The 12,317-nt window shown below is 68.0% G+C and carries 12 protein-coding genes and 1 tRNA gene; 5 read left to right on the top strand and 8 right to left on the bottom strand.

The features are described from left to right. Positions 1–161: 161 nt before the first annotated feature. Positions 162–683 carry a DUF3145 family protein gene (locus CXY76_RS02405; protein ID WP_104162678.1) on the top strand — a complete coding sequence of 174 codons (522 nt, stop codon included), beginning with the start codon at positions 162–164 and terminating at the stop codon, positions 681–683. A 40-nt stretch (positions 684–723) separates the two neighbouring features. Here the strand turns inward: CXY76_RS02405 and CXY76_RS02400 are convergent, their stop codons facing one another. The 6 genes from CXY76_RS02400 to aceE form a co-directional block, all read right to left on the bottom strand. After that, positions 724–1,959 (bottom strand): beta-ketoacyl synthase, encoded by a 1,236-nt coding sequence (locus CXY76_RS02400; RefSeq protein ID WP_104162677.1) that lies wholly within the window; start codon positions 1,957–1,959, stop codon positions 724–726. Between the two features lie 110 nt (positions 1,960–2,069). Continuing rightward, on the bottom strand, positions 2,070–2,318 hold the full coding sequence (locus CXY76_RS02395; RefSeq protein ID WP_022883990.1) for an acyl carrier protein: 249 nt from the start codon (positions 2,316–2,318) through the stop codon (positions 2,070–2,072). Between the two features lie 62 nt (positions 2,319–2,380). Next, the gene (locus tag CXY76_RS02390; RefSeq protein ID WP_104162676.1) at positions 2,381–3,382 is read right to left on the bottom strand and encodes a beta-ketoacyl-ACP synthase III; all 1,002 of its coding nucleotides are present in this window, start codon (positions 3,380–3,382) and stop codon (positions 2,381–2,383) included. Positions 3,383–3,412: 30 nt separating this feature from the next. Continuing rightward, positions 3,413–4,333, bottom strand: coding sequence for an ACP S-malonyltransferase (locus CXY76_RS02385; RefSeq protein ID WP_104162675.1), 921 nt, complete (start codon positions 4,331–4,333; stop codon positions 3,413–3,415). A 111-nt stretch (positions 4,334–4,444) separates the two neighbouring features. After that, positions 4,445–5,608 (bottom strand): CdaR family transcriptional regulator, encoded by a 1,164-nt coding sequence (locus CXY76_RS02380; RefSeq protein ID WP_199190178.1) that lies wholly within the window; start codon positions 5,606–5,608, stop codon positions 4,445–4,447. A 50-nt stretch (positions 5,609–5,658) separates the two neighbouring features. Next, positions 5,659–8,385: a pyruvate dehydrogenase (acetyl-transferring), homodimeric type gene (aceE, locus tag CXY76_RS02375; RefSeq protein WP_104162673.1), complete on the bottom strand. Its 2,727-nt coding sequence runs from the start codon at positions 8,383–8,385 to the stop codon at positions 5,659–5,661. Positions 8,386–8,626: 241 nt separating this feature from the next. On the opposite strand from aceE, the gene CXY76_RS02370 reads away from it, so the two are divergent. The 4 genes from CXY76_RS02370 (at position 8,627) to CXY76_RS02355 (ending at position 10,406) form a co-directional block, all read left to right on the top strand. Further along, on the top strand, positions 8,627–9,094 hold the full coding sequence (locus tag CXY76_RS02370) for a peroxiredoxin (protein WP_104162672.1): 468 nt from the start codon (positions 8,627–8,629) through the stop codon (positions 9,092–9,094). A 62-nt stretch (positions 9,095–9,156) separates the two neighbouring features. Further along, positions 9,157–9,229 (top strand) — tRNA-Val (locus CXY76_RS02365). 45 nt (positions 9,230–9,274) lie between these two features. Then, positions 9,275–9,985, top strand: coding sequence for a GAF and ANTAR domain-containing protein (locus CXY76_RS02360; protein WP_104162671.1), 711 nt, complete (start codon positions 9,275–9,277; stop codon positions 9,983–9,985). A gap of 82 nt (positions 9,986–10,067) precedes the next feature. Next, positions 10,068–10,406: a hypothetical protein gene (locus tag CXY76_RS02355; protein ID WP_146073341.1), complete on the top strand. Its 339-nt coding sequence runs from the start codon at positions 10,068–10,070 to the stop codon at positions 10,404–10,406. A 49-nt stretch (positions 10,407–10,455) separates the two neighbouring features. Here CXY76_RS02355 and CXY76_RS02350 read toward each other — a convergent pair whose 3' ends face one another. Both CXY76_RS02350 and CXY76_RS02345 read right to left on the bottom strand, forming a co-directional pair. Continuing rightward, positions 10,456–11,337 carry a universal stress protein gene (locus tag CXY76_RS02350; RefSeq protein ID WP_104162669.1) on the bottom strand — a complete coding sequence of 294 codons (882 nt, stop codon included), beginning with the start codon at positions 11,335–11,337 and terminating at the stop codon, positions 10,456–10,458. Further along, complete coding sequence (locus CXY76_RS02345) at positions 11,334–12,203, bottom strand: universal stress protein (protein WP_158253819.1); 870 nt, start codon at positions 12,201–12,203, stop codon at positions 11,334–11,336. Before CXY76_RS02345 ends, CXY76_RS02350 begins: the two co-directional genes overlap by 4 nt. Positions 12,204–12,317 lie beyond the last annotated feature (114 nt).

Here is a 12,317-nt window from a genome sequence, read left to right as displayed (position 1 = left end):
ACCGAATATACATTAGAGAAGCACCGGGCGTTGGGATTTCCCGGCCGGGTGGGGCATAATTCAGCTAGCCGCCGAATAGTGTTCCGCGGGTCCTGGTTTCAGTCGTTCGAGATCGTTGGGGAAGACGCACCTCGAACACCACCCAGGGAACGGAGAACACTATGACGGCACCCCGAACTCGTCAGTCACCGGCTGCACGGGGAGTTTTGTATGTGCACTCGTCGCCGCGCGCCCTGTGCCCCCACGTGGAGTGGGCCGCCGGCAGCGCGCTCGACGAGGCTGTCAGTTTCGACTGGAGCGAACAGCCCGCCCTCGCGGGCACCCAGCGTGCGGAGTTCTTCTGGGAGGGGGCAGCGGGCTGCGGCGCGGCCATCGCCTCCGCCCTGCTGGGCTGGGATCACCTGCGGTTCGAGGTGACGGAGGACCCGGGACCGGGCCGGGATGGCGGCCGCTGGCTGCACACGCCGGCCTTGGGCATCCACTTCGCCCAGACTGACACCGCCGGGAACGTCGTTCTGCCGGAGGACCGGCTGCGCGCCGCCATCCACGCAGCGGGAACCGACACCGTGCACCTGCACAGCGAGCTGCGGCGGGCGTTGGGCCAGGCCTGGGATGACGAGCTGGAGCCGTACCGGCACGCCAGCGACTTCTCCAGCGTCGTCTGGCTGCACAACGTCGGCTAGCCGCCGGTGCGGGCGGGACCGGGGCCCCGCCCGCAGCCGATCAGACCGAGCGGAACGCGACGACGGCGTTGTGACCGCCGAAGCCGAACGAATTGCTGATGGCCAGCAGATCGCCGGCACCCAGGGCACGCGGCGAGGTGACCACGTCGAGCGGGATGGCGGGGTCCTGCGCGGTCAGGTTGATGGTCGGCGGCAGGATCCGCTCGGCCAGGGCCTTCACCGTGAACAGTGCCTCGATCGCACCGGCACCACCGAGCAGGTGGCCGGTGGACGCCTTGGTCGCCGAGACGGGGATGCCGTCGAGGAGGTCGCCGAACACGCGGCGGAGAGCGTTGTACTCAGCGATGTCGCCCACCGGGGTGCTCGTGGCGTGGGCGTTGATGTGCATCACGTCGGACAGGTCGGCGCCGGCGTTCTGGATCGTCGCGATCATGGCGCGGGCGGCGGCGGAACCCTCGGGGTCCGGTGCCGTGATGTGATACGCGTCGCTCGTGATGGAGCCGCCGAGGAGCTCGGCGTAGATGTGCGCGCCACGGGCGAGGGCGTGTTCTTCGGTTTCGATCACGAGCGCTGCCGCGCCTTCGCCCAGCACGAAGCCGTCCCGGGTGACGTCGTAGGGGCGCGATGCGGTGGCGGGGGAGTCGTTCCGCTTGGAGAGCGCCTGCATGGCCGCGAAGGACGCGATCGGGAGCGGGTGGATGGCCGCCTCTGAGCCACCGGCGATGACGACGTCGGCCAGTCCGGCCTGCAGGCGGTTGTACGCGTTGACGAGGGACTCGGTGCTGGACGCACACGCGGACACGACCGTCGTGATGCCGGCGCGGGCGTGCAGGTCCATGCCGATCGCTGCTCCGGGACCGTTGGGCATCAGCATGGGCACGGTCATGGGCAGAACCCGGCGGGGTCCACGCTCACGCAGGGTGTCCCACGCGTCGAGCAGAGTCCAGACTCCGCCGATGCCCGTGGCCCAGTCGACGGCGAGTCGTTCGGGTTCGACGGCGGGCATGCCGGCGTCGGCCCAGGCCTCGCGGCCGGCGATCAGGGCGAACTGGCTGGACGGGTCGAGGCGTTTGGTTTCCTGGCGGGGCAGGACGTCGACGGGGCGCACCCTGGCCTGGGCGGCGAAGGTGATGGGGAGCGCGGTGCGCTCAACCCACTCGTAGTCGAGAGTAGAGGCGCCGGACTCGCCGGCGAGGAGGGCGTTCCAGGTGTCGGTGGCGTTCCCGCCGAGGGGGGAGGTGGCACCGAGGCCGGTGACAACGATTTTTTTGGTCATAACAACGACTCTCCGTGAGAACGTGCGCGAAGCGAGGTGGAAACCCCGGGTGGAGCGTCCCTGGAGAACGGGCCGGCTGGCAGAGCCAACCGGCCCGTTCGGGCGTGGACCTAGTCCTGGGCCTTGACGATGAACTCGACGGCGTCGCCGACGGTCTTGAGGTTCTTGACCTCTTCGTCGGGGATCTTGACGTCGAACTTTTCCTCGGCGTTGACCACGATGGTCATCATCGAGATGGAATCGATGTCCAGGTCGTCGGTGAACGACTTGTCCAGCTCAACCGTGTCGGTTGCGATGCCCGTCTCGTCGTTGATGAGCTCGGCCAGGCCGGCAAGAACTTCTTCGGTGGACAATGCCATGTTGTTTCTCCTTGGGGGGTGTCTCGTTTGACCGAGACTCAGTTTAGTTGGACAGAGGGAAGCTACGGCAGCACAACGACCTGCGCGCCGTAAACCAGGCCGGCTCCGAAGCCGATCTGGAGGGCTAGGCCACCGCTGAGTTCGGGGTGTTCCTCGAGCAGGCGGTGGGTGGCAAGGGGGATCGACGCGGCCGAGGTGTTCCCGGTCGTGGCGATGTCGCGCGCGATGACGACGGACTCCGGCAGCTTGAGCTGCTTGGCGAACTCGTCGACGATGCGCATGTTCGCCTGGTGCGGGATGAAGGCGGCGAGCTGGTCGGCCGTGATACCGGCGGCGGCCAGGGTCTGCTTGGCGATCTTCGCCATGTCCCAGACGGCCCAGCGGAAGACGGTCTGGCCCTCCTGGCGCAGCGTCGGCCATTCCTTCTCGCCCCGACGGTACTCCTGCAGGGTGCCGTTCATGCCCACGGCATCAGCGCGCCCGTCCGAGCCCCACACCGAGGCGGAGATGCCGGGGTAGTCGCTCGGGCCGATGACAACGGCGCCGGCGCCGTCGCCGAGCAGGAACGAGATGCTCCTGTCGGTCGGGTCGACCATGTCGGAGAGCTTCTCCGCACCGATGACCAGGGCATAGTGCGCGGCGCCTGACCGGATGAGGGCATCCGCCTGGGCGACCCCGTACGCGTAGCCGGCGCAGGCGGCGTTGAGGTCGAAGGCGGCGGCGGGAATCGCACCGATGCGCTCGGCGACGACGGCGGCCATCGACGGCGTCTGGCGGCCGTTGCTGATGGTGGCGATGATGATGGCGTCGATCAGTTCCGGGGCGATGCCGGACCGTTCGATGGCCTCGAGCGCGGCGGTCGTGGCGAGGTCGACGGCCTGGACGTCCTGGCTGGCCCTGGTGCGGGTGATGATTCCGGTGCGCTGCTGAATCCACTCGTCGGACGAGTCGATCGGACCGACGATGTCGTCGTTGGGAACGATGAGGTCACCGCGGGCGGCGCCGACGGCGAGAATTCGGGTGTACTGGGCGCCCTGCGACTGCAGGAGTTGTGGCTGGGTCATTCGTCTCTTCCGGTGGCGACTCTGGCTGATTCAGGCCTGGCGGTCGATCAGGTCGTACGCAGCGGGCAGGTCGTCGGGGGTCTTGATGGCCACGCTCGGGATGCCCCGCAGGGCGCGCTTGGCCAGTCCGACGAGTGCGCCGGCCGGTGCGACCTCGATGATTCCGGTCACTCCGGCGTCGGCAAACGACTGCATACACAGGTCCCACCGTACCGGCGACGAGACCTGGCCGACGAGCAGGTCGACGAAACGCGCCCCGTCGGTCACCGTGCTGCCGTCGTGATTCGTCCAGAGCGGCAGGGTCGGGCTCAGCGGGTCCAGCCCGGTCGCCACGTCGGCGAGGTGGGCCACGGCGGGGCGCATGTGGCGGGTGTGGAAGGCACCGGCGACCTGCAACGGCACGATGCGGCTCTTGGCGGGCGGGTCGGCGGCGAGGGCGGCGAGAGCGTCGAGGTCTCCGGCGACCACAACCTGGCCGCCGCCGTTGAAGTTGGCCGGTTCCAGGCCGAGGTCGGCGAGTCGGGCCAGGAGTTCGGCCTCGTCACCGCCGAGGACGGCGCTCATTCCGGTGGGGGTGAGGGCGGCGGCGGCCTTCATGGCGCGCCCACGCTCCCCGACGAAGGTGAGCGCGTCTGCGCTGCTGAGCACTCCGGCGCCCGCAGCGGCGGTGATCTCACCGACGGAGTGACCGGCGATGCCGCCGATGGCGGCGCGGCGGCCGTCCGCGAAGAGGGCGGTCAGGGCGAGGAGACCGGCGGCCACAATGAGCGGCTGGGCGATCGCGGTGTCGCGGATGGTGTCGGCGTCGGCGAGCGTTCCCGCGGTGACGAGGTCGGTCGAGGACTGCTCCGACATGGTGCGGAGCTGTTCGGCGTAGGCCGGGTTCTGCAGCCACGGTTCGAGGAATCCGGGCGTTTGCGAGCCCTGACCGGGACAGACGACAACAATCATTTCCTTAGTCTCCCAAGTAGGAATGAACGGAGGGTGTGGGTAATCTACCGACTATCCGCGGAACGTTTGTCCAGAAACGCAAATCGCCCCGCAGCGGGGTGAGCCGGCGGCTCAGCGGCGTCGGGTCGAGCCGTCGTGGTCGCTGATCGAACCGATGATCAGCGCGGCCTGCAGGATGAGCGCCTCCCTGGCCCCGGTCGCGTCGTAGCCGATCACGTCGGACACCCGTTTGAGGCGGTAGCGCACGGTATTGGGGTGCACGAACAGTTCACGCGCCGTCGCTTCGAGCGACCGCCCGTTGTCCAGGTAGCACCACAGGGTGGTGAGGAGTTCGGTGGAGTGCGCCTGCAGGGGGCGGTAGATCCGGTGGATGAGTGTGGCCCGCGCGAGCGGATCGCCGGCCAGTGCCCGCTCCGGGAGCAGATCGTCCGCCTGCACCGGCCGGGGCGCATTCCGCCACGAACGGGCCACGGCGAAGCCGGCCAGGGCCGCCTTGGCGCTCTTGGAGGCGTCAACGAGGTTGGGGACCTCGTGGCCGAGCACAAGATGACCGGGCCCGAAGCTGGGCTCGAGCTGCATGGCGATCTCCATGAAGCTGAGCGACGCCGACGTGCCGCCGGCCTCGTCGGTCTCGGGATTGGCCGGGTGGGCGCGGCCGATGACCAGCACCAGCCGGTTGCCCTGCACGCCGATGAGCACATCGGCGGTCATGTGCCGGGCTGCCCGGCGCAGCTGGTCGACGTCGAGCATTTTCGGTGTGGTGCCGACGAGCACGCAGACCTCACCATGGCCGTGCCAGCCGAGGGCCGCGATCCGGCTGGGCAGCTCGTCGTCGTACTCGCCGCTGAGGATGGAGTCGACCACCAGCGCTTCGAGCCTGGCGTCCCAGAGTCCCCGGGCCTCGGCGGCGCGAGCATAGACATCCGCGGCCCCGAAGGCTATTTCGCGGGAGTACAGCAGGATCGCCTCGCGGAGGGTCTCCGAGCCGTCCTTGACGCGTTCCTCGACGACCTCGACGGTGACCCTGATCAGCTGCAGGGTCTGCTGCAGGCTCACCGAGCGGAGCAGTTCCCTGGGGGCGGCGCCGAAGACGTCCGCCGCGATCCACGGTGTCGACCGCGGGTCGTCGTACCAGGAGATGAAGGAGGTGATGCCGGCCTGGGCCACCAGGCCGACGGCGGACCGCCGCCCTGGTGGCATATCGCCATACCAGGGCAGCGTGTCCTCGAGTCGTTTCAGAGTCGCCGTAGACAACTCACCCGAAATTGTGCGCAACCAGGTGAGGGTCTGTTCCTTTGTCTTCGGCGCCGGTGTCACGTTCCGGTTTAGCTCTCGCCACCGGCCGAGCCGGTGTTGCCGGCCAGGACATCGTGCAGGCGGTACTTGTCGATCGCCTGCTGGATGAGACTGCGGTCGATTTCGCCGCTGTTGGCGAGCTGCTGCAGCGTGCGGACCACCATGGACGGGCCGTCGATCTTGAAGAACCGGCGGGCAGCGGGGCGGGTGTCGGAGAACCCGAAGTCGTCGGCACCCAGGGTGGCGAAGTCGCCGGGGATGAACTGGCGAATCTGATCCGGCACGGCGTGCATGAAGTCGGACACCGCCACGAACGGGCCGGCCGTGTTGGCGAGCTTGTCCGTCACGTACGCGGTGCGCGGCTCCTCGTTCGGGTAGAGGAAGTTGTGCTCCTCCGCCGCGAGGCCGTCCCGGCGCAGCTCCGACCAGGATGTGACCGACCAGACATCGGCGGACACCCCCCAGTCCTCGGCGAGCAGGGTCTGCGCTTCGAGCGCCCACGGAACCGCGACACCGGAGGCCAGCAGCTGCGCCTTCGGGCCGGCCACTGTGGACTCCGACACGCGGTGGATACCGCGGATGATGCCGTCGACGTCGACATCGGCCGGCTCGACGGGCTGCACCTGCGGCTCGTTGTACACGGTGATGTAGTACATGACGTTCGGGTCGGTGTGGGTGCCGCCGTACATCCGCTCGAGGCCGGACCGGACGATGTGCCCGATCTCGTAGCCGAAGGCGGGGTCGTACGACACGACTGCCGGGTTGGTCGACGCGAGCAGCGGCGAGTGGCCGTCGGCGTGCTGCAGGCCTTCACCGGTGAGGGTGGTCCGGCCGGCGGTGGCACCGATCATGAAGCCGCGGGTCATCTGGTCGCCGGCGGCCCACATGGCGTCACCGGTGCGCTGGAAACCGAACATCGAGTAGAACACGTACACCGGGATGAGGGGCTCACCCTGGGTGGCGTACGACGTTCCGACGTTGGTGAAGGCGGCGAGGGCGCCGGCCTCGTTGATGCCGACGTGGATGATCTGGCCCTGCGGGCTCTCCTTGTAGGCGAGCAGCTGGGCGTGGTCCACCGACGTGTAGTGCTGGCCGTTGGGGTTGTAGATCTTCGCGTTCGGGAAGAAGGCGTCGATGCCGAACGTGCGGGCCTCGTCGGGGATGATCGGCACGATGCGGTGGCCGAAGTCCTTCGAGCGCAGCAGCTCCTTGAGCAGCCGGACGAACGCCATGGTGGTGGCGATCTCCTGGGTGCCGGAGCCCTTCTTGGTCACGGCGTAGGTCGAATCGTCCGGCAGGTTCACCTGGGTGTACTTGCTGCGACGCTCCGGCAGGTAGCCGCCGAGCGCACGACGGCGCTCGTGCATGTACTGGATCGCCTCGTCGTTCTCACCGGGGGTGTAGTACGGCGGCTGGTACGGGTTGGCCTCGAGCTGCGCATCCGTGATCGGCACGTGCATGCTGTCACGGAAGGTCTTGAGGTTGTCCAGCGTCATCTTCTTCATCTGGTGGGTCGCGTTGCGCCCCTCGAAGCTCGGGCCCAGGCCGTAGCCCTTGACCGTCTTGGCGAGGATGACGGTCGGCTGGCCCTTGTGCTCCGACGCGGCCTTGAAGGCGGCGTAGACCTTGCGGTAGTCGTGGCCACCGCGCTTGAGGTTCCAGACCTCGTCGTCGGTGTAACCCTCGACGAGTTTGAGCGCGCGCGGGTCGCGACCGAAGAAGTTCTCGCGCACGTAGGCGCCGCTCTCGGCCTTGTAGGTCTGGTAGTCACCGTCGGTGGTGACGTTCATCAGGTTCAGCAGGGCACCGTCGGTGTCGCGCTTGAGCAGGTCGTCCCACTCGCGGCCCCAGACCACCTTGATGACGTTCCAGCCGGCGCCGCGGAAGAAGCTCTCCAGCTCCTGGATGATCTTGCCGTTACCGCGCACCGGGCCGTCAAGACGCTGCAGGTTGCAGTTGACGATGAAGTTGAGGTTGTCGAGACCCTCATTGGCGGCGACCTGGAGCTGTCCGCGGCTTTCGACCTCGTCCATCTCGCCGTCGCCGAGGAAGGCCCAGACCTGCTGGTCGCTGGCGTCCTTGATGCCCCGGTTGGTCAGGTACCGGTTCAACTGCGCCTGGTAGATCGCGTTGATCGGGCCCAGGCCCATCGAGACCGTCGGGAACTGCCAGAACTCCGGCATCAGCCTCGGGTGCGGGTACGACGAGATGCCGTCGGGCGCATGCGACTTTTCCTGACGGAAACCGTCGAGCTGGTTGGCGCTGAGGCGGCCCTCGAGGAAGGCGCGGGCGTAGGTGCCGGGGGAGGCGTGGCCCTGGATGAAGATCTGGTCTCCGCCGCCCGGGTGGTCCTGGCCGCGGAAGAAGTGGTTGAAGCCGGTCTCGTAGAGAGCGGCAGACGAGGCGTACGTCGAGATGTGGCCGCCGACGGCGATGCCGGGGCGCTGGGCGCGGTGCACGAGCACGGCGGCGTTCCAGCGGATCCAGGCGCGGTAGCGGCGCTCGATGTCTTCATCGCCGGGGAAGTCAGGCTCGTTCGACGAGGCGATGGTGTTGATGTAGTCCGTGGTGGGCACCATCGGAACGTTCAGGTGCAATTCCTTGGACCGCTTGAGCAGGCTGAGCATGATCTCGCGTGCCCGGCCGGGGCCGTTGGCCGCGACCAGCGCGTCGAGGGATTGCGACCATTCGGACGTCTCATCCGGATCGGCGTCCGAGTTGTCCATTGAATACGGGTCTTGGTCGTTGACAGTCACACTCGACCTCTTTCTGTAGGGCAGATCGTGTGGGGGAAGATCATGCCTGGTTAGGCGTGCCGGACAGAACTAGGTCGGGTCACGACCGAAAGGCACCCCGTCAGCCTAGTGATTCTTGCTGGGAAGCGCGTACGGCGACACCGGGGTGCTCCGGGTCGATGTTGGTGAAGCCTCCTGGGGCGGCTAGGCTTTCCCCCCGTATTCAGCCATCGTTCCCCGATGGCCGGAAAGGACACCCACCATGGCGCTGGAGAATGACACCCAGGCACCCGACTTCGAGCTCGTCAGCCAGTACGGCGAGCGAATCCAGCTCAGCCGGTATCGGGGTGAGAAATCCGTGGCGCTGGTGTTCTTCCCCCTGGCCTTCTCCGGTATCTGCAGCGGCGAACTTTGCGAGCTGCGCGACAACCTCGCCCTCTTCGCCGACAACAGCGTCGAGCTGATCGGCATTTCCGTGGACTCCCGGCATACCCTCCGGGCCTGGGGCGATCGGGAGGGTTATGGTTTCAGCCTGCTCGCCGATTTCTGGCCGCACGGCGCCGTCGCCAAGGAGTACGGAGTCTTCCTCGAAGACAAGGGCTTCGCCAACCGGGCGACGTTCCTGATCGACCCCGACGGCATCATCCGGGCGAGTTTCATCACCGCCCCCGGCCAGGCCCGCTCGCTGGACGCGTATCGGGCGGCCCTCGACGAGCTGCAGCCGGCCTAGTTTTCCTCCCGGCCGCAAAGTCGCTAAGCTCGTGCCATCCTGATTTCGAAAGTCTTCGGTCGGGGCCTTTAGCTCAGTTGGTAGAGCGCCACGTTTACACCGTGGATGTCATCGGTTCGAGCCCGGTAGGGCCCACCCATTCCTGATCATCGATCGCCACGAGTCATTTATGATGGAGTGATGGCGACAACGACACGTGAGGGCCGGCTCGTCGAGGCCTTCGTGACTCTCGCCGACACACTGGTGGTCGGCTACGATCTCGTCGATCTGCTGCACACCCTCGTCTCTCAGTGCGTGCCGCTCTTCGACGCGTCGGCCGCGGGCATCATCCTCACCGACGACGAAGAGTTCGAGGTCGTCGCGTCCACCAACGAACGCAGCCGCCTCGTCGAGATCCTCCAGCTGCGCAGCGGCTCCGGACCGTGCGTGGAAAGTGTGGTCACCGGGCACGCCGTCTCCGTTCCCGACATCGCGGCGTCCGGACCGAAGTGGCCTCGGTTCCGTGCCGGCGCCCTCGAACAAGGCTTCAGGTCGATGTTCTCGGTGCCGATGCGTCTGCGAACGACCACGATAGGTTCCCTGAACCTGTTCTGGGACCGCACCGGTGGGCTCGCCGCGTCCGACGCTCCGACGGTGCAGGCGCTCGCGGACGTGGCCACGATCGGGATCCTCCAGGAACGCGCGTTGCGGGAAAGCGATATCGCGCGGCAGCAGTTGCAGTACGCGTTGAGCAGCCGGGTCGTGATCGAGCAGGCCAAGGGTGTTGTGGCTTACACCCGGAGCGCAACCATGGATGAGGCCTTCGCCCTGTTGCGCCAGCACGCCAGGTCGAACGGCCTGCCGCTGGCCGAAGTGGCCGCCCAGATCGTCAGCGGAGACCTCGCGCTTTAGGCCGCGCGGACGTAGTATTTGCCTATAGCCCCAGACCCTGGCTGCAGCACGTGTCCTTTTCCGTGACCAGCAGGGAAGCATCATGAAACGCATATATCATCCGGGTGGCTCGATAGTCACCGGTAGCGCACTGGCTGACGCGGTCATGCTCTACGCCGAAGCGCTCAGCAACCGGCGGGAAACCGATGTCGTCGACATTCCGGTGATCGCCGCAGACGGCAGTCACGGTCGGGCGCAGTTCCTGATCGGTTCGTCCAGCCAACTCGTCAGCGTGACCAGCACCGACAGCGAATGGGAACTGACCGAGATCGCGACGACCCAGGCGCTGCAGGACAAGGTGCGGGTGGGCACGATGCCCGCGTCGTTGGCGTGGGCGGGCGCCCCGCAGGGGTCGCCGCAGTTCGACGAATTCGACTACTGACCGCGCCCGGGCCGCAGCACCGCACGGGAAGCAATGGGTTCGGATGCCCTCAGGCGCTGGCCGACGACGCGAGCGACGTCGTGTCGCTCGTGCTGGGGAGTCCGCGCGCGATGAGCACCGGGACGTTGATGTTCATCAGGACGTCGTGGGTGACCGAACCGATCAGCGTGTTCTCGCCGTGCCGGGTCGACACCCCCAAGATCAACAGGGCGGCGTCGAAGCTGGCGTCGAGGAGAGCCTCGGCCGGGTCCCGGTGGGCGACACGACGCCGCACCGTGATCCGGGACGTCATCGTGGCGGCCACGGTCGCGGCGTCCTGCAGCAGACGCGCGGCCTGCGGGCTGCGGTCCTCAGCAGATTCGGAGCGCGACGACTCGGAGCGCGGCAAACCCGGCGGCGCGTAGACCAGGAGCAGGTCCTGGTCGAGCCGCCCCGCCTCTTGGGCACCCAGCCGCACCGCGGACAGGGCACCTTCGGTGCCGTCGACGCCGACGACCACATCGTGGCGGGAATCGAGGGTCGTGTCGGGCACGATGGCCACCGAGCAGCGCGCCGCGGACGCGATCCGCACGCTGCGCGAGCCGAGCACCCGGCCTCGCAGGAAGCCGGTCTTGTGGGTTCCGACGATCAGAAGGTCTTCGGGGCTGGGCAGCGTGGCGAGGGCCCACGCCGTACCGCCGTGCACGATCCGCGTCGTCAGAGTCACCCCGGTGTGCAGCGCCGCGACCCGGTCGGACTCCTCGATCAGAAGCTCCCTGGCCTGGCGCTCCGCATCGGCGGCAGCGTCCCGGCCGACCAGGCCCCATTCGTCGTCGACGGTGTTGACGAGGACCACGTCGGCGTTCCGCTCGGCGGCGCGGCGGACCCCCCAGCGCAGAGCGGCACGGCTCGGGCCGGAACCATCGACGCCGATGTAATAGGTGGCACTCATTCCGAGGCCCCCGGCCGCTGCGGCTCGGCGGCGTGCCGGCTGCGCGGCACGACGATGACCGGGCAGGGCATGTTCAGGAGCACATCGTGACTGACCGAACCGAGAATGAGGCCGGCCACGGCGCCGCGGCCGTGCGTTCCCACGACGAGAAGCGCCGCGTGCCTGGCGGCCTCGACCAGGGCAGGCGCCGCGGCGCCCTGCACCAGGGTCCCGGATGTCTCGATCGCCGGGTGATCGGCCCTGACCCGCTCGAGCGCGCGGCCCAGGATGTCCTCGTGCGCCTCGATCAGGGCGTCGAACGGCACGGCAGCGCCGTAGTCGACGCCGAGAGTCGCCGGGATCGACCAGGCGTGCAGAAGCTCGAGCGGCACACCGCGGCGGGCGGCCTCGGCCGCCGCGACGTCGAGGGGGGCGTCCATGGTGCCGTCGTCCTCAATCCCGACCACGACCCTGTCGCCGCCGGCGACCCAACCCGCCGGAACGACCACGACGGCCGCATGCGCATGAGCGGCAAGCCGAAGGGGCAACGTGCCGTGCACGGCGCCGACCAGCGCGCTGGTCTTGTTCGTCCCGATCACGAGCAGGTCTGCGGCGGACGAAGCCCGCACCAACTCGTCGACGGGAACACCCCTGCGCACGACACCGGTCGCCTTGACGCCGGGGACGTTCTGCGCGACGAAACGGGTGGCCTCGGCCAGGGCACGTTCGTAGACGGGCTGGAAATCATCCTCAGGGCCGCCGACCGGCGACCAGCCGAGTTCGACGACGGTGGTCAACTCCAGGCTGAGCGGCACGTCCTCGGCCCTGGCCAACGCCCAGTCCAGGGCGGCCCGGCTCGCCGGACCCCCGTCAACGGCTACGATCACTCTCTCAACCATGAGTTGATCTCCAGTTCTTCCCGGGGTGCTTCGGGAGATGACACATCTCCAGAATGGGCCGGAGTGCGCAACGGCGGAAGGGCCGAAGGTCCCAGTCAGGTA

Origin of the sequence: Cryobacterium sp. N22 (assembly GCF_002929555.1) — a bacterium.
In the GTDB taxonomy this organism is placed as follows: domain Bacteria; phylum Actinomycetota; class Actinomycetes; order Actinomycetales; family Microbacteriaceae; genus Cryobacterium.
This window is presented reverse-complemented; position numbering and strand designations above follow the sequence as displayed.